18 protein-coding genes, 1 tRNA gene and 1 pseudogene are annotated in these 17,771 nt (G+C 46.9%); 9 read left to right on the plus strand and 11 right to left on the minus strand.

All coding sequences use genetic code 11. The features are described 5' to 3' along the window. The first annotated feature begins 22 nt into the window (after nt 1–22). The 4 genes and pseudogenes from BCY86_RS01680 to BCY86_RS01695 all read left to right on the plus strand — a co-directional run bounded on the left by BCY86_RS01680 (nt 23) and on the right by BCY86_RS01695 (nt 5,499). Nucleotides 23–4,054 carry a tetratricopeptide repeat protein gene (locus BCY86_RS01680; protein ID WP_156864981.1) on the plus strand — a complete coding sequence of 1,344 codons (4,032 nt, stop codon included), beginning with the start codon at nt 23–25 and terminating at the stop codon, nt 4,052–4,054. A gap of 329 nt (nt 4,055–4,383) precedes the next feature. Then, a pseudogene (locus BCY86_RS01685) lies at nt 4,384–4,650 on the plus strand (FHA domain-containing protein); the annotation flags it as partial. A 71-nt stretch (nt 4,651–4,721) separates the two neighbouring features. Further along, complete coding sequence (locus BCY86_RS01690) at nt 4,722–5,138, plus strand: sigma 54-interacting transcriptional regulator (RefSeq protein WP_075276172.1); 417 nt, start codon at nt 4,722–4,724, stop codon at nt 5,136–5,138. A gap of 124 nt (nt 5,139–5,262) precedes the next feature. Then, nucleotides 5,263–5,499, plus strand: coding sequence for a hypothetical protein (locus BCY86_RS01695; protein WP_156864982.1), 237 nt, complete (start codon nt 5,263–5,265; stop codon nt 5,497–5,499). Between the two features lie 7 nt (nt 5,500–5,506). Here the strand turns inward: BCY86_RS01695 and BCY86_RS01700 are convergent, their stop codons facing one another. The 7 genes from BCY86_RS01700 to hemB all read right to left on the minus strand — a co-directional run bounded on the left by BCY86_RS01700 (nt 5,507) and on the right by hemB (nt 10,381). After that, a complete protein-coding gene (locus BCY86_RS01700) occupies nt 5,507–6,061 on the minus strand; it encodes a M17 family peptidase N-terminal domain-containing protein (protein ID WP_075276174.1) in 555 nt (184 codons plus the stop codon). A 5-nt stretch (nt 6,062–6,066) separates the two neighbouring features. Then, the gene (gene nusB / locus BCY86_RS01705) at nt 6,067–6,501 is read right to left on the minus strand and encodes a transcription antitermination factor NusB (protein WP_075276175.1); all 435 of its coding nucleotides are present in this window, start codon (nt 6,499–6,501) and stop codon (nt 6,067–6,069) included. A 6-nt stretch (nt 6,502–6,507) separates the two neighbouring features. Then, nucleotides 6,508–6,999 (minus strand): 6,7-dimethyl-8-ribityllumazine synthase, encoded by a 492-nt coding sequence (gene ribH, locus BCY86_RS01710; protein WP_075276176.1) that lies wholly within the window; start codon nt 6,997–6,999, stop codon nt 6,508–6,510. Between the two features lie 9 nt (nt 7,000–7,008). Beyond that, nucleotides 7,009–8,145: a 3,4-dihydroxy-2-butanone-4-phosphate synthase gene (ribB, locus tag BCY86_RS01715; RefSeq protein WP_075276177.1), complete on the minus strand. Its 1,137-nt coding sequence runs from the start codon at nt 8,143–8,145 to the stop codon at nt 7,009–7,011. Next, nucleotides 8,142–8,822 (minus strand): riboflavin synthase, encoded by a 681-nt coding sequence (locus BCY86_RS01720; protein WP_075276178.1) that lies wholly within the window; start codon nt 8,820–8,822, stop codon nt 8,142–8,144. The genes ribB and BCY86_RS01720 overlap by 4 nt, the downstream gene beginning before the upstream one ends. Nucleotides 8,823–8,890: 68 nt before the next feature. Next, complete coding sequence (locus tag BCY86_RS01725) at nt 8,891–9,352, minus strand: hypothetical protein (protein ID WP_156864983.1); 462 nt, start codon at nt 9,350–9,352, stop codon at nt 8,891–8,893. Between the two features lie 30 nt (nt 9,353–9,382). After that, nucleotides 9,383–10,381 carry a porphobilinogen synthase gene (gene hemB / locus BCY86_RS01730; RefSeq protein ID WP_075276180.1) on the minus strand — a complete coding sequence of 333 codons (999 nt, stop codon included), beginning with the start codon at nt 10,379–10,381 and terminating at the stop codon, nt 9,383–9,385. Between the two features lie 76 nt (nt 10,382–10,457). Here hemB and BCY86_RS01735 point away from each other — a divergent pair, with 76 nt between their 5' ends. The 4 genes from BCY86_RS01735 (at nt 10,458) to BCY86_RS01745 (ending at nt 13,554) form a co-directional block, all read left to right on the plus strand. Further along, complete coding sequence (locus BCY86_RS01735) at nt 10,458–11,279, plus strand: uroporphyrinogen-III synthase (protein ID WP_083604113.1); 822 nt, start codon at nt 10,458–10,460, stop codon at nt 11,277–11,279. A gap of 73 nt (nt 11,280–11,352) precedes the next feature. Continuing rightward, a tRNA-Met gene (locus BCY86_RS01740) sits at nt 11,353–11,426 on the plus strand. 154 nt (nt 11,427–11,580) lie between these two features. After that, nucleotides 11,581–11,751 (plus strand): hypothetical protein, encoded by a 171-nt coding sequence (locus BCY86_RS09560; protein WP_156864984.1) that lies wholly within the window; start codon nt 11,581–11,583, stop codon nt 11,749–11,751. A 24-nt stretch (nt 11,752–11,775) separates the two neighbouring features. Then, nucleotides 11,776–13,554: an asparagine synthase-related protein gene (locus tag BCY86_RS01745; RefSeq protein WP_075276182.1), complete on the plus strand. Its 1,779-nt coding sequence runs from the start codon at nt 11,776–11,778 to the stop codon at nt 13,552–13,554. A gap of 5 nt (nt 13,555–13,559) precedes the next feature. Here the strand turns inward: BCY86_RS01745 and BCY86_RS01750 are convergent, their stop codons facing one another. Next, a complete protein-coding gene (locus BCY86_RS01750; protein ID WP_075276183.1) occupies nt 13,560–14,423 on the minus strand; it encodes a hypothetical protein in 864 nt (287 codons plus the stop codon). A gap of 87 nt (nt 14,424–14,510) precedes the next feature. Further along, nucleotides 14,511–15,374, minus strand: coding sequence for a phosphoenolpyruvate carboxykinase (ATP) (locus BCY86_RS01755; RefSeq protein ID WP_156864985.1), 864 nt, complete (start codon nt 15,372–15,374; stop codon nt 14,511–14,513). Between the two features lie 18 nt (nt 15,375–15,392). On the opposite strand from BCY86_RS01755, the gene BCY86_RS01760 reads away from it, so the two are divergent. After that, complete coding sequence (locus tag BCY86_RS01760) at nt 15,393–17,102, plus strand: ATP-binding cassette domain-containing protein (protein WP_075276185.1); 1,710 nt, start codon at nt 15,393–15,395, stop codon at nt 17,100–17,102. Here BCY86_RS01760 and BCY86_RS01765 read toward each other — a convergent pair. Together BCY86_RS01765 and BCY86_RS01770 are read right to left on the minus strand one after the other, a co-directional pair. Continuing rightward, nucleotides 17,088–17,426 (minus strand): lasso peptide biosynthesis B2 protein, encoded by a 339-nt coding sequence (locus BCY86_RS01765; RefSeq protein WP_075276186.1) that lies wholly within the window; start codon nt 17,424–17,426, stop codon nt 17,088–17,090. The two genes, BCY86_RS01760 and BCY86_RS01765, sit on opposite strands and share 15 nt — an antisense overlap. Beyond that, nucleotides 17,423–17,701 (minus strand): PqqD family protein, encoded by a 279-nt coding sequence (locus BCY86_RS01770; protein ID WP_172824770.1) that lies wholly within the window; start codon nt 17,699–17,701, stop codon nt 17,423–17,425. Before BCY86_RS01770 ends, BCY86_RS01765 begins: the two co-directional genes overlap by 4 nt. Nucleotides 17,702–17,771 lie beyond the last annotated feature (70 nt).

Genomic DNA, 17,771 nt, shown 5'->3' on the forward strand with positions numbered 1-17,771 from the left:
TTCATAAAAACTGAGAGGGTGGATGAACAAAGTGATGGTGGTAACCGATAAAGATAACGTTGATGAGAGTCAGAAACACCAAGTTCAGCTTTATCAGCAGATTTTAAATAAGGAACCGGCTGATCAAGAAGCATTCGAAGGGCTAGAAAAGATCTATCGAGCCACTGGTCAATGGGATCTCTTGATAGAGCTCTATCGGGGGTATCTTGATAGCAATCAGCTGGACAGAAAGCGGAAAAGCAAGTTTTTACTCAAGATGGCTTGTCTTGTAGAGCAGAAGGTAGGAGATCCGAATCAAGCTCTGGATTTATTTCTACAGTCTCTTCATGAAAATCCGGGGGAGCAGGGAGTTGCTCTCTATTTGCCAAATGTCGCTAAATCTACTGGTCGCTGGGACGAAGTGATGGGAACTCTGAAAAAGTGGCTGTCTCAAGAGACAGAAAGCTACCCTCGCTTCTTTTTGTGTCGTTATCTCGCGGAGTGGTATGACCGCGATTTGCGGAAGCCTCGGGATGCAAGTCTCTATTATGCCCAGCTCATTGAAAATGAAAAATCAGATCGAAGAACGCTAGAGCAAGTCCTTAGATTCTATCAAAAGCAAAAGGATTGGGTGGTGGTCCGTTCGGTCTTGATGCGGATGTTGAAGCAAGCGGATACAGAACAAGAAAAGAAGGAATTTCTGATCCAACTTGCCGCCTTGTTGACACAACATATGGATGAGCGTGAGGAGGCTGTTTCCTTATTGCTTCAGGCTTTGGAAATTGACCCCTTTTTTCTTCCAGCCTTTGAGGCTTTAGAGGTGCATTATCGGGAGCAAAATCAGCAACAGGAACTCGATGCGCTTCTCTCTCGAAAGCAATCGCTCTTAAAGGATGTGACGAAACAAATTGCAGCCAAGCTCAACGCGGCATCCGCTCATGAGAAAAAAGAGGAATGGGTGTATGCTTTGCAGCTTTATGAAGAGGTGCTTCAACTTCAACCCAACCATAAGCAAGCAGTTCGTGGTCTTTGTCGTGTTTATCGCGCGCTTGAACAGTGGCTAGAGCTTAAGAAGATGCTTGAGTATCAGCTCTCTCTGGTTCAAATAGCAGGGGAACGGATTGAGATTCTCAAGCAACTCGCTTTCCTGGAAGAAGAGTACTTTTTGAGTACTGAGAGAGCAGCTCATTATTTTGAGCAGATTGTTGCTTTGGATCCTGCTCGAGAGGAGGTCTATTTAGCTCTCGAGCAGTGTTATCGACAGTTGAAAGCGTGGCCTGATTTGATCTCGACGTATCATCGTCATCTCTCTTGCCTTCATGAGGCTGGTCTTAAAAAGGAAATCTATCGCTCACTCGCTTTGTTGTATCGCGATCAGCTGTTTGATCAGGAGAAGGGCATCCAGGCGTATGAGCAGATCTTAAATTTGGATCCTCGAGATCGGGAAGCTTTAACGGAATTGGGTCAGTTGCATGAGAAAAACGGAAATTCTCACCGTGCTGTGGAATATATGCGGCGTTTGGCCGATCAAGAGGAGCTACCGGAGCAGAAGGCGGATTCTCTATACAAAGCGGGTCTGCTGTCGGAGGAGGCTCAAGATCTTAAAAAGGCTGAAGAGCAGTATGAAATGGCGATTGAGGTTATTCCAGGTCATCTCAAAAGTCTTGCTGCGCTTCGCCGTATAGCGATAGATAAAAAGCATTTTGTAGATGCAGTTCGTTATCTTGACCAGGAGCAGAGCTATACCCCTGGCCTTCGCCGGCGGGCAGAGTTGCTTGTTGAGCTTGCTCGTATTTACGATGAGCTTTTAAATGATCAAGAGAGTGCTGTGCTTGCGTGGGAGGCTGCCTGCAAGACAGACCCGGAAAATGAGGATGCTGCATTTTTCTTGGCACGTCGAGCAATAGAACAGGAGGAATGGGGAACTGCGGACACATGCCTTCAGACTGTTATCCGCAAGGCGATAGAACGGCAGGCTCCTCCAGAGGAACAGGCCCGTTTTTACACAGAATGGGGGCGTGTTCAGGAGAAGTTGCAGCAAGAAGACAAAGCGCTAGAGGCGTATGAGACCGCCTATCATCTTTGCCCTACCTTTCGTGAGGCGTTACAAAATTGGTGTCAGATTTATGTGCGTGCGGATCAGGGTGGAGACGCGATTGCAGCCCTCTATCAGTGGCTTGCGGCTTGTGATCCAGAACAGGAAAGCGTAAAAGCGACTCTCCATTACCAAATTGGTAGGCTCTATTGCGCAAAGGGGGAATTCGATCAAGCAATTCCTCATTTCCAAAAGGCAAAAGTAGTTGAGGCTCTTCGGACGCAAGCTCTTCAGGGATTGGTTGAGGTCTATACAGCAATGGGGGACTGGAACGAAGTTATCTCGTATGGAATGGCTCTTCTTGAGGATGTGACCGATCCGGAGGAGAGGTGTCACCTGCCTCTTGGAATTGGGAATATAGCGTATCAAAAGACCAATGATCTTCAGACGGCGGAACAAGTGGGGAAAGAAGCAAATCAGCTGAAGCCTCAGGCGGTTGTTGTTCTCTATAAGCTCTTGTCTTTGTATCAAGCGATAGAAGAGTGGGATAAGGCGGTTCAAGTGCTTGCTTCCCTAGGTGAAATCGAAGAAGACCCCTTCCGAAAAGCAAAAATTCTCTATACGATTGCTCAGATCTTCCGTGATAAGCTAGGGCAGCGGCAGCAGGCCGTTGCCTTTTTTGATCGGGCACTTGACCTCTATCCAGCATATCTTGAAGCGTTCGAGAGAATTGATAAAATTTTGACAAGTCAAAAAGAGTGGGGTGCGCTGGAGAGGCTCTACCGTAAGATGATCCATCGCCTCATGCAACAAGAGGAACAAGATTCTGAACTCCTGTTCTACCTATGGCATGGATTGGGGCTTATCTATAGAGATCGTCTCAATCAGTTTGAAAATGCTCTCGAGGCTTTTCGGATGGCTGTGCAGTGGAAGCCAACAGAAGCTACAGAACATCAGATTGTAGCGGAGCTATATGAAGTTACTTCTCAAGAAGATTCTTCTTTAGAAGAATATATTGTTGCTGTTCAGTGCAATCCTACGCTTCCAGATCCCTACCATCATCTGTATCAGCTCTATGTGCAGCGGGGGGATTATGATCGGGCTTGGTGCATGTGTGCTTCCCTTTCTTTTTTAGGACAAGCTGAGATCGAGGAAATCGCTTTTTTTGAAGAACATCGACCTAGAGATCTCGTTCGGACCAAAAAAGTGATCGACAATAAATCTTGGGTCAGCGAGCTCTTCCCTCATCCGCAACACGCGTGGATAGGAAATCTATGGGCGCTTATAACACCTTCTGCAATGGTTGCCAAATGGGTACAATGGCAGGCTCTTCAGCAACTTCCTCAGATGGATGCGAAATACAAGCAAAATCTGCTGACGAGCTCACTGCCATTAGCTAGCATGTTTGGTTGGGTGGGGCAGATTCTCGGGATCTCTCTTCCTGAATTTTATGTGTTCCCTGACTTTATGGGAGGGCTGATTGCGGTTCCATCTCGCCCTCCAGCAAGTATGGCGGGGAATCAAGTGCTCAATAATCTATCTCTCCAAGAGCTTGCTTTTATTGTGGCCAAGCATTTATCGTTGTATCGGAGAGAGCATTATATTTCTGTCTTCTACCCAGATCTCAATGAATTGATGGCTCTCTGGTTTGGTGTTCTTCATCAGATTGAGCCCTCTTTCTCTCTTGATGATGACTCTCTTGATGATGAGTTTGCTGCGTCCGGGCAAGTTGCTGCTTCTGAGATTTTTAAGTATATGGAGCGTGGGCATCGGGAATCGATCCGAGCATTGGTGAAACAGATGCTCGAGCAGGGTATCTCTGTCTCTGTAGGGGAATGGATGAGAGGGATAGAAATTGTTGGATGCCGCGTGGGGCTTTTGCTCTGTAGCGATCTTGTTGCTGCACATCAGAGAATTCGTGTTGAGCCAGTGCTTACTGGAGGTCTTTCTGTCGCTGAAAAAATTGATGAGTTGCTCCGTTTTTGGGTAAGTGATGCTCACCTTTCTCTCCGTCGGCAAGTTGGTGTGTCCATTCAATAAATTTAAATACCTCTTCCTTAAAGTTGCAGAAATAAAAAAGGCACGCCTTGCTTTTGTCTCGCTCTCATCTAGAAACGGTATTGGATGTCTATTAGGAGTAGGAGAAAGTCTATGTGAGCGATTCTATCTGTTCTCCACAGCATTCTGAGGCAACGATTGAAATTCCTCGTGTACCTTGCATATTTCCATAGAGAATCGAAGGGCAGGATGATGAAGGAGAGCGGAGCATCCCTTTGTCAAAACTGAGCAAGGTGGTTCGAGTGGGAACTTCCCCGAGAACCTATGTGGTCTTGAGTGATCCTACGGTGAGTCAATAGCATTGCTCTCTTACAGTGGATGGAGAGCAAATTGCTGTTCAGGATTTTGGTTCAAAGAACGGGACGTTTCTTGGAGGCACTTGTATTCGAGAAGTGTTGGCTGGTATGAGGATGATCCTAACGCTTGGACGCTCTACATTGACTTGTGTTGGTGGGGAGGTCAATGAAGAAGCAAGTGCTGTTTGCCCCATCTCTCTCATATGGTGGGGGAGATCGTTAGTGATACGTCGGCTTGCGGATCAAGTGCGTTGGCTGGTATTTCATTCCTTGGTTATCTGAATCTGTGGGGAAAAGGGAACAGGTGAAGAATTGATCGCCGGGGCACTCCACGACCCTCGGGCAAAAGGGCCATGAATTGCTTTAAATATTCCGCGCTCCCTTGTGACCTTGTGGAGAATGAACTTTTTTGTCATGAGCGTAGTAGCTTTCACGGGGTCGATCGTTCGTCAGACGGGAGTTTTTTCAGGAGCGGAAGAGAAATACTTTTTCTGGATGAGATTGGAGAGCTCCCTCTAGAGGTGCAACCAAAGTTGCTGCGCGCTTTGGATGGTTACGAAGTCCGTCGAATTGGAGGGGGTGGATTGGAGAAACGGGCGAATGTACAAATCGTAACAGCAACACATGTCCCACTGGAGGAAAAAGATAGGGATGGTTTTTTCGTCGTGATTTGTTTCACCGGTCGGAGGTTTTTATCCTGCGGATCCATCCGCTTCGTGAGAGAAAAGAGAAGAGGATATTATTCCGATCGCTTGCCAATTACTTCGTGAGCTGGAACATACATTTGGGCATAAAGAATTGACTTTAGCTGCATATAAGCGCTTAATTGCTCATCTATAGAAAAGGAGTGTGTGGGAGTTTTGCAATGTGCTGTACCGAGCAGCGGACCTTGCAATGCATCATTGTTCGATCGATGTGAGCCATGTTGAATCTACCTTTGGAAAAAGACTTCCAGTGGAAGCTGCGGGAATTACACCTCAACTTGCAAAAGCGATTTTTATCGAATCTGGAAGCAATATGAGTGCTACTGCAAAGATTGCTGGGTATCCGCGTACTACCTTCCGTAAGCTTCTAAAAATGGCCGGTGGGAATGGTACAGAAGCGCACAAACCACCCCCTCTTCCTTCATAAAGAGGGGTTAACCTTCTGTTTCTATGAAAAAGCGACGTCGACGTCTCTGATATTCTGCGAGTTGCTCTGTCAGATAGTCATGACCTTCTTGATGTTCTACAACCCACCAAGTGTTTTGCTTTTGTTCTTCTGTCGGTGAAATGACTGTAAGAAAAGAAATGAACAGAGGGATCGCCTCCGATAAGGGAATCGCGTTATCTCCTCGGCCAGGAAGCTCTACAATTGCTTGTGTGATTCCTATTTCTATTAAGGTCGAGTGGATTTTACGAAGGCTATTCTCAAAAATGCATGTGTTGAATGTGCAGCGTGGTCCGAGGCCAAGTAAAAAAATTCTTTTCAAAGGGGGAGTCCATTTCCCTGTTGCAAGCAAGATATCTCCTTCTTGACCTATAAAAAATTGCTGTTTCGCTAGTTGACTGAGGCGTCCTGCTATCCACCAATCTACGAGTGCGGCAAGTCCTTGGAAAGGACGCTCATCGCTGTATACTGAGCAAACGATCGCATCCGCGTGTGGAGATTGTTTAAGAGAGGGTAGGTGAGGAGGGATCAGCTCGATCTTCATGTCCACTAAGGGGATGGAGTAAGAGGTGAAGGGGTGGGGACAATCCGTTCTGCGATTTGATTGAGAACTCCATTAACAAAAGCGCCTGATTCTTCAGTTCCGAATGTTTTAGCCAATTCAATTGCTTCATTGAGGACGACGGCGTGTGGCACTTGGGTGGAGTACATCAGTTCCCAAGTTCCTAACCGTAGAATATTGCGGTCGACTCGACCCATCCGGACTACTTTCCAGTGAATGGAAGCCTCTTGAATGATCTGATCGATCTCTTGAAGAGCTTGCTGCGTTCCTCGAACAGCCTGTTCCGCATAAGAGCGACCTTCTGGATCGCTCTCAAAGTGATGCCAGAACAGAGAGATGACCTGCTCTAGGTTAAGCTCTGAGGCATCTATTTGAAATAAAATTTGGAGGGCTGCTTGTCGACCCGAATGACGTGCGCCCATTCTGGATTAAAGCCCCTGATCGGTGAGAATTTGATTGAGATTAGCCATTTCGATCGCTGCGAGTGCAGCTTCCCATCCTTTATTCCCCATTTTCGTTCCTGCACGCTCAGCCGCCTGTTCGATTGTTTCCGTTGTGAGAATGCCGAAGAGAATAGGGATGCCTGTAGAGAGGGTAATATGAGCAATGCTCTTGGTGACCTCGTGAGAGATTAAGTCAAAGTGGGAAGTAGACCCTCGTATCGCACACCCTAGAGCAATGATTGCATCGAATTTTTGCGATTGGGCAAGGCGTTGAAGTGGGATTGGCATTTCAAACAACCCAGGGAGACGGACGAGCGTAATATTTTCTGCTTTAGCCCCGTGCCGTACAAGGGCATCTTGGGCCCCTTCAATCAATCTATCCACAACCAGGTGATTGAACCGACTAGCGGCAATAGCAAAACGTGCCTCTTGTGGAACGATCAGATTTCCTTCAAGCGTGCGAATGGATACAGACATGGTGTGACCTCAACTTCCAATAACTTTGATACCAAGTGATTCCACTTCCGAGGCAAACACTTGTTCTTTTTCTCGAAGGCGAATTTGGGAGGACGATAGATGCCGTAGCACTTGAGCTTCTAGTCCACTGATTTGAATTCTCTTTGTCGGATCGATAGAGCTACTATCGGACAAGGGGGAAAGAGAGTCTGAAGCTAAAGATGGTGGAGAAGAGATTCCTCTGTGAGCATCAGACTTGTTTTTGTAGAGAAGCAGGATATCTGCGCAGTACTCATTCATTTCTTGGAAGAGTGTAGAAGCTTCTCCCCTTTTCAGGAGGGTATACAAAGCTGCTGACCCTTTCGGATCAATCGAAAATAGGCATAAGGGAGGCGATGATGGCTCTTTTTGGGTGCGTACCAGAGCAGCGAGAGAAATGTCTGGTAAAGCCGAATCAAATTCATGTAAAACCCATCTTGTTTGTTCTTCCTGAAGATCAAGGAATGGGGTCTGTTGAGTAGGCCATACAAGCTTTTCTGTCGACAATCGGTAGTAGATCAGGTCCTTAACGGTGACCAAACATAACTGATGCTTTTGTGCGAATGAACGAAGGGCTGTTGTTCTCGCAGGAACTCCGTGCTCGTCTATTACTTCACAAGTGACACCGGCAGGGGTTAGTCCAGCAAGTCTAGTTAGATCCACGGCGCTTTCTGTATGACCTGCTCTTTGGATAACCCCTCCTGGTTGTGCGCGGAGAGGGAAGATATGCCCTGGACAAATCAATTTATCTGGATTGCATTTCGGATCAGAAGCGAGACGGATAGTGTGGGCTCGATCGGCTGCACTAATACCTGTTGTTACTTCTGATTTGGACCCGATACTCACCGTGAATGCTGTTCCGAGCGTTGGGCGCTCATGTCCTGGCCATTCCATGAGGGGTAATCCAAGATGGTTGATCTGGCTGGGTGTTAGAGCCAAGCAGACCAACCCCTTACCGTGGGTAATCATAAAATTAATGGCTTCAGGCGTTGCATGCTGTGCGGCTAAGATCAGATCGCCTTCATTTTCTCGAGTCTCATCATCGAACACAAGAACTGGTTGACCGCGAGCCAAATCGGAGAGTGCTTGTTGCACTTGTTTCATAGAAGAACAAGGAAGAGATGTCATTCATCCTCTTGGGTTAAAATAGGGTCTGTTTTAAGTGAAGTGCCACGAATCTTCTGATTCAGATAGCCTGTTTTGGATAGAGACTGAAGAAGTGTGTTGTGCTCTAACCATCTTGCGACATAACGAGCCATAACATCGAGTTCTATGTTGACTTTTTGGCCTATCTTGAGACGATGGAGGTTCGTTAAATGACAGGTTGTAGGAATAATCACCACTTCAAATCGGTTGAGCTCAATGTTTGTCAGCGTCAGGCTTACTCCGTTGATGGTAATACATCCTTTGATCGCTAACATCGAGTTCCACTCCTTCGGATAGGAGAAGCCTAATTGAAAAGAGTCTCCTTTAGGGATGCGCTGGACGAGAGGTGCAGTTCCATCTATGTGTCCAAGGACCAGGTGTCCCCCTAAACGATCATGAAGCTGTAGTGAACGTTCTAAATTGAGCGAGGATCCAAGAGAGAGAGCTCCAAGAGTCGTGCGGCGTAGGGTTTCTTCTGAGGCATCTACCTCGAAGCAATCATTTTTAAGCTGAGCTATAGTAAGGCACGTTCCATCTACTGCGACCGATTCACCAAACGAAGGGAATAGAGAAGAGCATTGGATTGTAAGTCTAGCACCTGAACTCTTCTGAAGACGCCCCTTAAGAATACCACACGCCTGAATGATCCCTGTAAACATGGTACAAATGCTGAAAATGATAGTCAGTCCACAAGAAGGTGTAAAGAATAAATCCTTATTCTTGAAGGCTACGGTGAAGGCGGGGGAATAAAGGGGACGCGTGGGGGGAAATGAATCACCACCCGAGCGTAAAAGTGCGCGCACGTGTTGTTATGCACCACGACCTGACCAGGACCAGGTATGAACGTTTCTGCTAGGTTGCCTGAGGCTAGAGCAAAGTTGTCAGGGATAGGTTGGTTGGGATCGGGAGTGGCCTGATTCGGAGCCTGGTAACCGCTGATATACACCTTGACCTCGAGAGGGATGCGGTCTGAAAAATAAGGTATGGATAAACGCAAAATCTGACGGGGGCCATACGGGAGCCAAGCTTCTTCCATAGCGTTGCTTTCCCATGTCCTGTCGTCAATAAGACGTCCTTCCCCTTCTTTTAAGCCGAAATCGAGTGTCTCACCACCACACATATTCGGTTGACAGTGGCTGATCCCAATCCAAAAAAGAACTATCAGTAAAGGGTGGATAAAGTGATACATAGGCTTCAGAGAGGAAAAGAAATGGGGTCGCTAAGAGTAGAGCCATTCAGCTGCTTCAAGCGCATGGTAGGTAATCACGAAATTAGCTCCAGCGCGGCGAATGGCTGTCAACACTTCAAGAACAGCGCGTTCTAAGGGGAGTATTTTGTGCGCGGCGCTTGCATGCAGCATCGCGTATTCACCTGAAACGTGATAAGCGGCGATCGGAAGATAGGTTGATTCCGATAAGGTGCGGATGACATCTAAGCATAAAAGCCCGGGTTTGACTAAAAGGATGTCAGCCCCTTCTGCTTCGTCGAGCGCTGCTTCTCGGAGTGCTTCTCGCTGGTTGGAGGGGGGCAGCTGGTAGCTTGCGCGGTCCCCAAATTGCGGTTTACAGTCTGCTGCATCTCGGAAAGGAGCGTAGAAAGCACTTGCGTATTTGACTGCGTAACTCATGATCGCTGTAGGGTTATGCCCTTCCTGATCGAGGGCTTGTCGAATCGCGGAGACCTGTCCATCCATCATTGCACTTGGGGCAACCATATCTGCGCCTGCTCGTGCGTGGGTGACGGCAACTTTGGCAAGGACTTCTAAAGTGCTGTCGTTATCGATTTCGAAACCATTGAGGTGGGGAGAAGTGCTGGATTTGAGAAGTCCGCAATGCCCATGATCGGTGTATGCGTCTACGCATACGTCGGTCATCAGATAGAGATCGGGGGCAGCGTTTTTCATTTCAGCAAGGGCTCGTGGGACAGGGCCATCGGGATCATATGCGCTTGTTCCGTAGGCATCTTTCGTGGTGGGGAGTCCAAACAGGAGAGCTCCTTTGATGCCTCTCGAGACGAGTTCCTTGGCCTGTTGGCGTGCCTCTCGTACAGGATGTCTTATCTGATTCGGCATGTTTTTAATAGGTTCGCCTTTGTCGATGGAATCAGAGAAGAAGAGAGGGTAGATCAGTTGAGATGGCGCGAGGTAAGTTTCCTGAACGAGACTGCGGATGAATGGAGTTGCGCGAAGTCGTCGGGGGCGTATAGTTGGAAAACCCATAGTTTTTTTCTACCATAAATGTATCCAAACTGACGAATTCAAAGAGAGAGAGCACTATCCTCTTTGAAAGGCTGCAATGATGGAAGATAAGTCTCTGCAGGGCAAGCGGATTTTAATTACACGAGCTCAACATCAAGCCGAAGAAACAGCGGTTCTTGTGAGGAGTTATGGTGCAGAACCCCTTCTGGCTCCGATGATCGCACTGCGTCCTCCTCCTTTTCCTGAACTTGTCACGCATGCTCTTCACAGTCTCCCTCAGGGGTATCTGTGGGTTTTATTTACAAGTGTGAATGGGGTTGAGTGGACGTGGAAGGCGATAATCGAGCAGCATCTTGATGCATCCATTTTCAAAGGGGTTCGGCTAGGTGCGATTGGCCCTGCAACGGCTCGAGCGCTTGAGTCAAAGGGTCTTAAAGTCGATGTGGTTGCTCAGGAGTTTCGAGGAGAAGGACTAGCAAAGGAGCTTATTGAATCAAAAAAGGGTCCTCAACAAGAGAATCGCGTGCTTATTTTACGCGCTTTGGAAGCTCGCCAGGCTCTACCTAATGCATTGCGCCTGCACGGTTATCAAGTCGATGTGGTTGCTGTTTATGAGACTTATACTCCCTCTCTGGAAACGTTTCAAAACTTGGCATCCGCTTTTGAACATCAGGCAATCGATGCAGTTTTGCTCACTTCAAGCAGTATAGCTCGCTCTTTATGCGTGGGCCTTGGAGAAAGGGCCGGCTCGCTGCTAGAACAATGCTGTGTGGCAAGCATTGGCCCCATCACTACAGCCACATTGCACCGTTTGAGAATCAAGGTACATGTCACAGCCGATGTATACACCCTCCCCGCACTCTTGTCATCGTTGGCAGAATATTTCGCACACAATCAAAAAAGCGCTCTGGAGCTGTAGAACCCCTTATCTATTCTTTTCTTTCTATTGACAATCTGAAGGCGGAAAGATAGAGTGCTGAAGCGTGCATTAGTGCGCGGTGGAGCAGTCTGGTAGCTCGTCGGGCTCATAACCCGAAGGTCGTAGGTTCAAATCCTACCCGCGCTTCTTTTTCTTTCTTTTATTCCAAAACATAATAATTGTATTTTTTGCTGAACTCCTAACTTAATGCTGGATAGTTGGATTTATGCGAGCAAAAAATAAAGATATCTGATTGAAAAGTACTATCGAGATCTCTCGTAAGGCTTAAGGCTGAGGATTCATGAAAGTGCTGGAAAAGCAAGAAGATGAGCAGATAGATAATGCAGGTTTATCAAAAGGACCTAAACCTTATTCATCACCTAAGCTGCGTTATCTTGGAACGGTTTATGAGCTTACTCAAGGTGGCACGGGAACAAGGGCAGATAGTGGCTTACCTGGGCGGAAGAGGTAAGTATTTATTTGGTTGTCTTAAAGAATGATTGTAGCTGTCTTTGACTCACGAGGCGAGCCAGCCATTAGACATTTTTTCGAATGCTTCTGTCGAGATGCCCGACTTATCCTAGGGGACTTTTTAATAAAGGACTCTGTAGGGTTAGCATGTATTAATCAGGGTTATCTTTCATTGCTCAATCGAAAGCACGCGATGGTGATCTCAGGTTCTTTTTATTGTGAGGAAGAAGAAAAGCCCTTCCTCAATAGGTGGCGGGGTCATTTTGCACTTGCACGGTGTTATCAAGGTGGATTGCAATTAGTAAGAAGTCGTTTTGGAGGAAGAACGATTTATTATACGCATTGTCAAGAGGGGAATGGGATAGTAGCCTGCTCCTCTCTTACGTCTCTTCTCCAGTCTACTGAATGTTTGTCCTTTTCCAAAACTCTTTCTGCTTCTTACCTTGCTGCTCAACTAATGGGCGTTGCGTCAAGCCCTTCTAGTTCTTCTCCTTTTTCTTCTGTTCGCTGTCTTGGGATATCACAGGTGCTTACTATTCGAAAGGATGGATCTACCCTTTCAGAATCGTTGCCTTTATTAACCCCCTTTACGCCTGAACATCAGCCTCTGACTCCAGAAGAATGGAAAGAAGAGATAGAAAGTGCGTTGTTGAGTGCTGTTAAGAGAGGATTGGGAGATGCTAAGCGTGTGGCTGTTTATGTCGGGGGAGGGGTAGATTCCAGTGGGGTGTTAGCTGCTGCTGTAGCCGCAGCTCGGGGTGCTAAGAAACCAGAAATTAAGGCAATCGCACTTGATTTTGATGGTCCTGGCTGTGACCGACCTTATTTAAAAGCGCTTTGTGCTGCGCTTAGAATTGTTCCACTACGGATAAAACCATTTCACGCCTCTCACTTAATGGAAAAAGCGATGGTGCTTGATTCGGCTCCTTACGTTTGGCCAACGGGCGCAATGGAACTTATGATGGCTTCCAAGGCTGTTGAATTAGGCGCTGAACGTATTTTAACAGGATATCAAGGGGATGATGTATTCGATGGTGACCTCTGCCTTTTTCCTTATCAGATATGGAAAAGGGATGTTGTGGGGGGGATTTTAGGGGCGTTGCGCTATAAGGTTCCGTGGACTGCTTTACCGTGTACAAGATGGCGTCACTGGATTGTTTATCCATTATTAAAATACATGATTCCTTCTTGGATAATGCCGTACTGTCAATCACGCTATCGTCGGAGACGACTATCTTTTCTCCCTTACTGGGCAGGTCCTTTCCTTCGAGCAGAAGCCAGTAAATTGATGGAAATGCAGGCTCTACTCAAAATAGAGTTTCCTGTTTCTTCAGCTGCATCTCTGAGTGCCCTTACGCAAGCCTCTTACCTTCAGTTTTTTTGGAACATGAGATCGCAGACGGAAGTTACTGTTCCCGGTTGTTTTTATGTAGATCCTTTGGCGGATGAACGGCTGATTTCACTGATGATGTCTGTCCCTCCCGCTTTTTATTTAATAGGAGGGCAAGCGCGAGGACTCTTTCGAATGGTGCTTGCCTCGTTTGGTGTCCCTGATGTTGTACGCTTTCGGCCTGATAAAGCTGATTCTGAGTTAGCTTTTGGAGAACTTTTAGAAGGGGCAGGAGGGTGGAAATCGCTGCGACATCTTGCTCGACCGAACGCCCTCCACTGTTTAGGACTGGTAGATGCTTCTCGCTTCGAGGATCATTTTGTAAAAGTAATTAATAAAGGATTCCTCGCTGTAGATTGGCTTAACATATGGCCTGTGCTTGTGGTAGAGTCATTTGTAAGGGCATACAATTAAAAATCCTAAGGATTTGACTGCTTGGTCGAATCAAAGCTATCGCACAACTCAGATGCAGCAATGATAAAGTTTTCTTGACATTGATGTGTTCCTTGTCCAGAAGGGGCTTCACAAACCATCGAAGAGCACTGCATGTAATAAAGACTGGGATGATCCGTCAGTATATTAGAAGAACACTGGCTTCCTGTAGCAATGACCTTTGTACATATTCCCGAAGAAGCTCCTGCAGGTAAATTACAATACAGATCCTGGGGCTCAAGAAGACCTCTAAAACGACACTGATCCTGCTCTGTACAGGGTTCTCCTTCCTTTTTGAGCGCTGTACAAATGCCAGTGCTATGGTCACAATAACCGGACTCACATTCTATGGTATCTTTACAGCCTGGATCGCCTTCTTTTAAGTTTCCTGTGAATGCACCTACACAAGCTTTTAGAAGATCATAAAGTTTTATTGGAGAAACGCGGCTGCAAGAGAATTTAGAGGCTATTTCTATACATTGAGTTGCTTTATCTTGGTTGAATGAAACATTTGGACTGTTAAAATAAGGCTCTTTTTGGTAGAATTCTTCTCGGAGTCCCCCTGATTTTTTAAAAAGATCGGTACAAGTATCTTGAAGAAACGTCCCCTCATCGTATCCACAACACCTATTAATAGTCTCACAGAGGGCCTTTGGTTCTTCAATGGAAATGTTGTTTTTGCTGATTTCAATAGGCCATCCACTTTCTTTGCCTATGTCTGGTGAGGCCTCTGAGCCTGCATCTTTGTTTGGAATGCCTGTGTCAGAATCACATCCTGCTGTAGAGAGCATGATAAACACGAGTGAAAACACGCTCATTATGAACACAACAGGTTGAAGATTCCCTTTCATGTTTGCCCCTTACTAGTCTCATAAATGGTTGAAGATAAGTTATTCCTTCTATTCATAGCAGGTTGGCTGATGCATTGTTAACATCTACTAAAATTTTTTAAAAGACAAATTTTTATTTGTTTGTGTCTTGGTTTGGAATGGGTTGACTAATTTTTTGAGCAGGTAGATGCTTTCTCTTAAGGTAGAAAAACAAAGGGGGCGGGAAAGTATGTAGAAGGGGACTTGGTTGGCGAGAAGCTCTATTTGTTGGAATTCATTCCGAATGTGCACTGGCTCGTGGAGGGCAAAACGGAAAAGGTGTGTTGCAATTCCTAAGAAGTGCTGTCTCCCTTTGGTTAGGGTGAGAAGAGGGTCAGTTCCACCTGGGGCCCATTGGAGTTCAATCAGTGCACGAAGGTGGGTCAGTTCGCTTGTTTGGCGGGGAGGGAAGAGTGGAATTTTATAGCCTGGTGCGTAAGCGGAATGGGATGGGAGGGAAAGATATTCTACTGCGTCGTCGCGCAGCCATGTGACAGTTTGCGTAGGCAGTATATAGGGGTGCCCATTTTGCCACTCGATGGCTACCGTATCGTCGGCTAGAAGCGAGACGTCTTCGTCTTGGCAGAGCACTGCAGTTAAGGTGGATTTGCCGTGTCCACTTGCCCCTATCAGGGCAATGGCTTGTCCGTGGATGGAAACGGCTCCTCCGTGCAACGTCATTTTACCGTTTAGATGGCGTAAGAGAGCTTCGAGGTGGCTGCGAAAGAATTTTTCCAATAGCCAAGAAGGGGCGTTTGATGCTGGTGTCCAGCTATATGCTGTCCCATCTTGTTTGGCTTTCAGCCGTCCGTAGCCTGGGAAATCGGCGAGGAGATAATCGCCTTGGCGTCCAATACGACCGAAGAGCTCTCTGCTATTGTGTTGTTCTACCAACCAAACAATTTCTTCCTCTTTTTCTTTTAAGATAGTCATGCTTTTTCTTGAAAAATCATGAGTGTGGAACAGAAAAGAAGCAAGTGGAAAAAGGAAAAACATCCTCTATGGAGGCTTCTTTCTTGGCGTTTGTGTTTTCTTTGGATAGCTGTTCTCATCTTAAGGATAGGGGAATGGGGAGGAATCGGATGGATTGTATCAGCAGGGCTAAGGGGACAGAATAAGGAGATAGGCTGGTGGATTATTTTCGTGGCTATATGGATGGGAGCTGCTTCTTTCTTGAAACTTTTCCTTTGTTCTGCCTTGGAGGCTGTTCTTTTACAGGAAGCGTTCCGAGCTGTGTTGAGTGAGGACGGGAGGACATTAGATGGGCTTCAAAACGAGGATTTGACCCATGTCATTTGGGAAGGAGTAGGGAAGGGAGTAAGAATCGTTGGGGAAGAAACGTTGCGATTTGCTGTCAATGCGCTTGTTCTCCCTTGGTTTGCGCTCCTTTTTTGGAAAAGAGAAGGAACGCTTTCGCTTGTGTGGATGGGGGGAGGATTAGCGATTGGGGTGATACTTCTTATGCTCCTCCGAAGGCGATTTAGCCTTGGTTTTGAGCAACAAGAGGAAGCGGCGTATTGGTGTATGGCGAATGGTGTAGTCGCTACTGTCCGGGGACGGCTTGAATTGATTGCTGCAGGGAGAGAGGAAGAGCATCTGCGGCTTACAGGGAAGGCCATCGAAAAGTGGACGGACATAGGTCGACTTACTGCGATTGTTTCTACAGTCACTTCCCACCTCCCTTTTCTGTGTATGCTTGCTGTAGTGGGAGGGGGCTTCGTGATGATGGGCTTGAGCTCTACCGGAATCGAAACTCTATGGACTCGTCAGGGGATGGAGATGTTCGCTCTTTGGATGATGACCCTCCCCCCTTTAGTTGGTGTGGTCCATAGTTTTCTCGCGCTTGTTAGACTATTGGGACAGTGTCGGCCTTTTTTTGCTCTCTTGCAGAGGATTCCTGTTAAGCGGACTCCCATTGCTGTTCCGTCTCAATCTCTTCCTTCCCTTCCAACCACCATAGAGCTTCGCCACGTTTGTTTTTCCTATGGTGAGGTCTCTTTGGAGGAGCAACAGTTCCTCCTGGCTGGATTGAACATGGTATGGAAGCCAGGGACGTTAGTCCTAGTCAAAGGGCCGAATGGTTCAGGGAAGAGTACTTGGATCCGTTTGTTGCTGGGGCTTATTCAGCCCGATCAGGGGTCCATTCGTGTACAGGGGCGTGATCTGGCTGCTCTTGATCAAAAGGCGTGGCGTCGATCTATCGCTTTTCTCCCTCAGCGTCCTTTTTTCCCTGAGCTTGGTACTGTCAGGGAAGCGATTCAGTGGCTGATCCCTCATGCGGAACCAGTAGATATGGAAAGAGTATTGGAACGAGTAGGGCTTCGACCGTTTCTGATCGATACTATGAAGCATGATCCGCTTGGAGTCAGAGTCGCTACTTTATCGATGGGGCAACGACAGCGGCTGGCTCTTGCGCGTCTTTTGCTGCAGAAACGATCGATCTTTTTACTGGATGAACCGGAGACTAACCTGGATGAATTGGGGGTTATGCAGCTGGCGCAGCTAATGAAGGAAATCGTAACAAACGGGGGGATGATTGGAGCAGTAGTCTTTTCTCCGTATCTTCTGCGTATGCATGCTCAGATTCTACAATTAGGTTGTAACGGAATCCATGAGCAGTCTCCTCTGGAGGGTCAAGAGCGTTTTTCAGTGTGCTTTTAACGAGATCCACTTTTGCCATTTGGGATCCGTTGGTGTTACTGCAATGCCTTCTATCTCTACCCAAGCGTGTGCTAGAGTGGGCCCAGGTGGATTGACTCCGATAATCACCTCTGCCTTAGGTGTACGTGCGGCGATGGTGAGAGCTCGGCTTAAGCAGGTCCCCCCCCATAACGTTCGCACAGCTTTTTCTACTTTGCTGGAGCTATCAAGAGGCGGGAGAAGTTTTCCTATCTGATCCAAAATGGTTTTAGCTCTCTGAGGCTTTTGAATATGCAGAAGAGCATAGGCAAGAACATGGAGAATATGGTTGATTACTATCATCATCCGCTCAGTGCAGTCGGTGTGTGTATAACCAGCTTCTGATCTTCAAGTTCTTTGATGAGAAGAAGCGTATCTTCTTTTACCCGTTCTTTCGACTCGTCGTAGTCAATGGAAATCGCTTCAATGATCTCCTCGAGAGGAATGTTGCGAGTAATTCCCTCCCATATGCGAGCCCCAATAGGATCAAGTGCATAATACACTCCTCCGTTCAAATCAAGAATAATCAACTCTTCGTCGAATGCGCGAGCATGTACATCCTGAGCAATTTTGATCGGCACTTCGTTTCTCCTTATCTTCTTTTTTACTATAGGCTTATAGTAACATCAAATCCTCTGGATTAGGATTGGG

This window comes from Pajaroellobacter abortibovis, assembly GCF_001931505.1.
Classification (GTDB): Bacteria; Myxococcota_A; Polyangia; order Polyangiales; family Polyangiaceae; genus Pajaroellobacter; species Pajaroellobacter abortibovis.

Coding starts and splice junctions, on each gene's coding strand:
- BCY86_RS01695 (WP_156864982.1), top strand. CDS start 5,263: ATGCATCATTGTTCGATCGATGTGAGCCATGTTGAATCTACCTTTGGA.
- BCY86_RS01745 (WP_075276182.1), top strand. CDS start 11,776: ATGATTGTAGCTGTCTTTGACTCACGAGGCGAGCCAGCCATTAGACAT.
- BCY86_RS09560 (WP_156864984.1), top strand. CDS start 11,581: ATGAAAGTGCTGGAAAAGCAAGAAGATGAGCAGATAGATAATGCAGGT.
- BCY86_RS01720 (WP_075276178.1), bottom strand. CDS start 8,822: ATGTTTACAGGGATCATTCAGGCGTGTGGTATTCTTAAGGGGCGTCTT.
- BCY86_RS01750 (WP_075276183.1), bottom strand. CDS start 14,423: ATGAAAGGGAATCTTCAACCTGTTGTGTTCATAATGAGCGTGTTTTCA.
- BCY86_RS01725 (WP_156864983.1), bottom strand. CDS start 9,352: ATGTATCACTTTATCCACCCTTTACTGATAGTTCTTTTTTGGATTGGG.
- BCY86_RS01690 (WP_075276172.1), top strand. CDS start 4,722: ATGAATTGCTTTAAATATTCCGCGCTCCCTTGTGACCTTGTGGAGAAT.
- BCY86_RS01755 (WP_156864985.1), bottom strand. CDS start 15,374: ATGACTATCTTAAAAGAAAAAGAGGAAGAAATTGTTTGGTTGGTAGAA.
- BCY86_RS01765 (WP_075276186.1), bottom strand. CDS start 17,426: ATGATGATAGTAATCAACCATATTCTCCATGTTCTTGCCTATGCTCTT.
- BCY86_RS01760 (WP_075276185.1), top strand. CDS start 15,393: ATGAGTGTGGAACAGAAAAGAAGCAAGTGGAAAAAGGAAAAACATCCT.
- BCY86_RS01735 (WP_083604113.1), top strand. CDS start 10,458: ATGATGGAAGATAAGTCTCTGCAGGGCAAGCGGATTTTAATTACACGA.
- BCY86_RS01680 (WP_156864981.1), top strand. CDS start 23: ATGAACAAAGTGATGGTGGTAACCGATAAAGATAACGTTGATGAGAGT.
- BCY86_RS01700 (WP_075276174.1), bottom strand. CDS start 6,061: ATGAAGATCGAGCTGATCCCTCCTCACCTACCCTCTCTTAAACAATCT.
- nusB (WP_075276175.1), bottom strand. CDS start 6,501: ATGGGCGCACGTCATTCGGGTCGACAAGCAGCCCTCCAAATTTTATTT.
- hemB (WP_075276180.1), bottom strand. CDS start 10,381: ATGGGTTTTCCAACTATACGCCCCCGACGACTTCGCGCAACTCCATTC.
- ribB (WP_075276177.1), bottom strand. CDS start 8,145: ATGACATCTCTTCCTTGTTCTTCTATGAAACAAGTGCAACAAGCACTC.
- ribH (WP_075276176.1), bottom strand. CDS start 6,999: ATGTCTGTATCCATTCGCACGCTTGAAGGAAATCTGATCGTTCCACAA.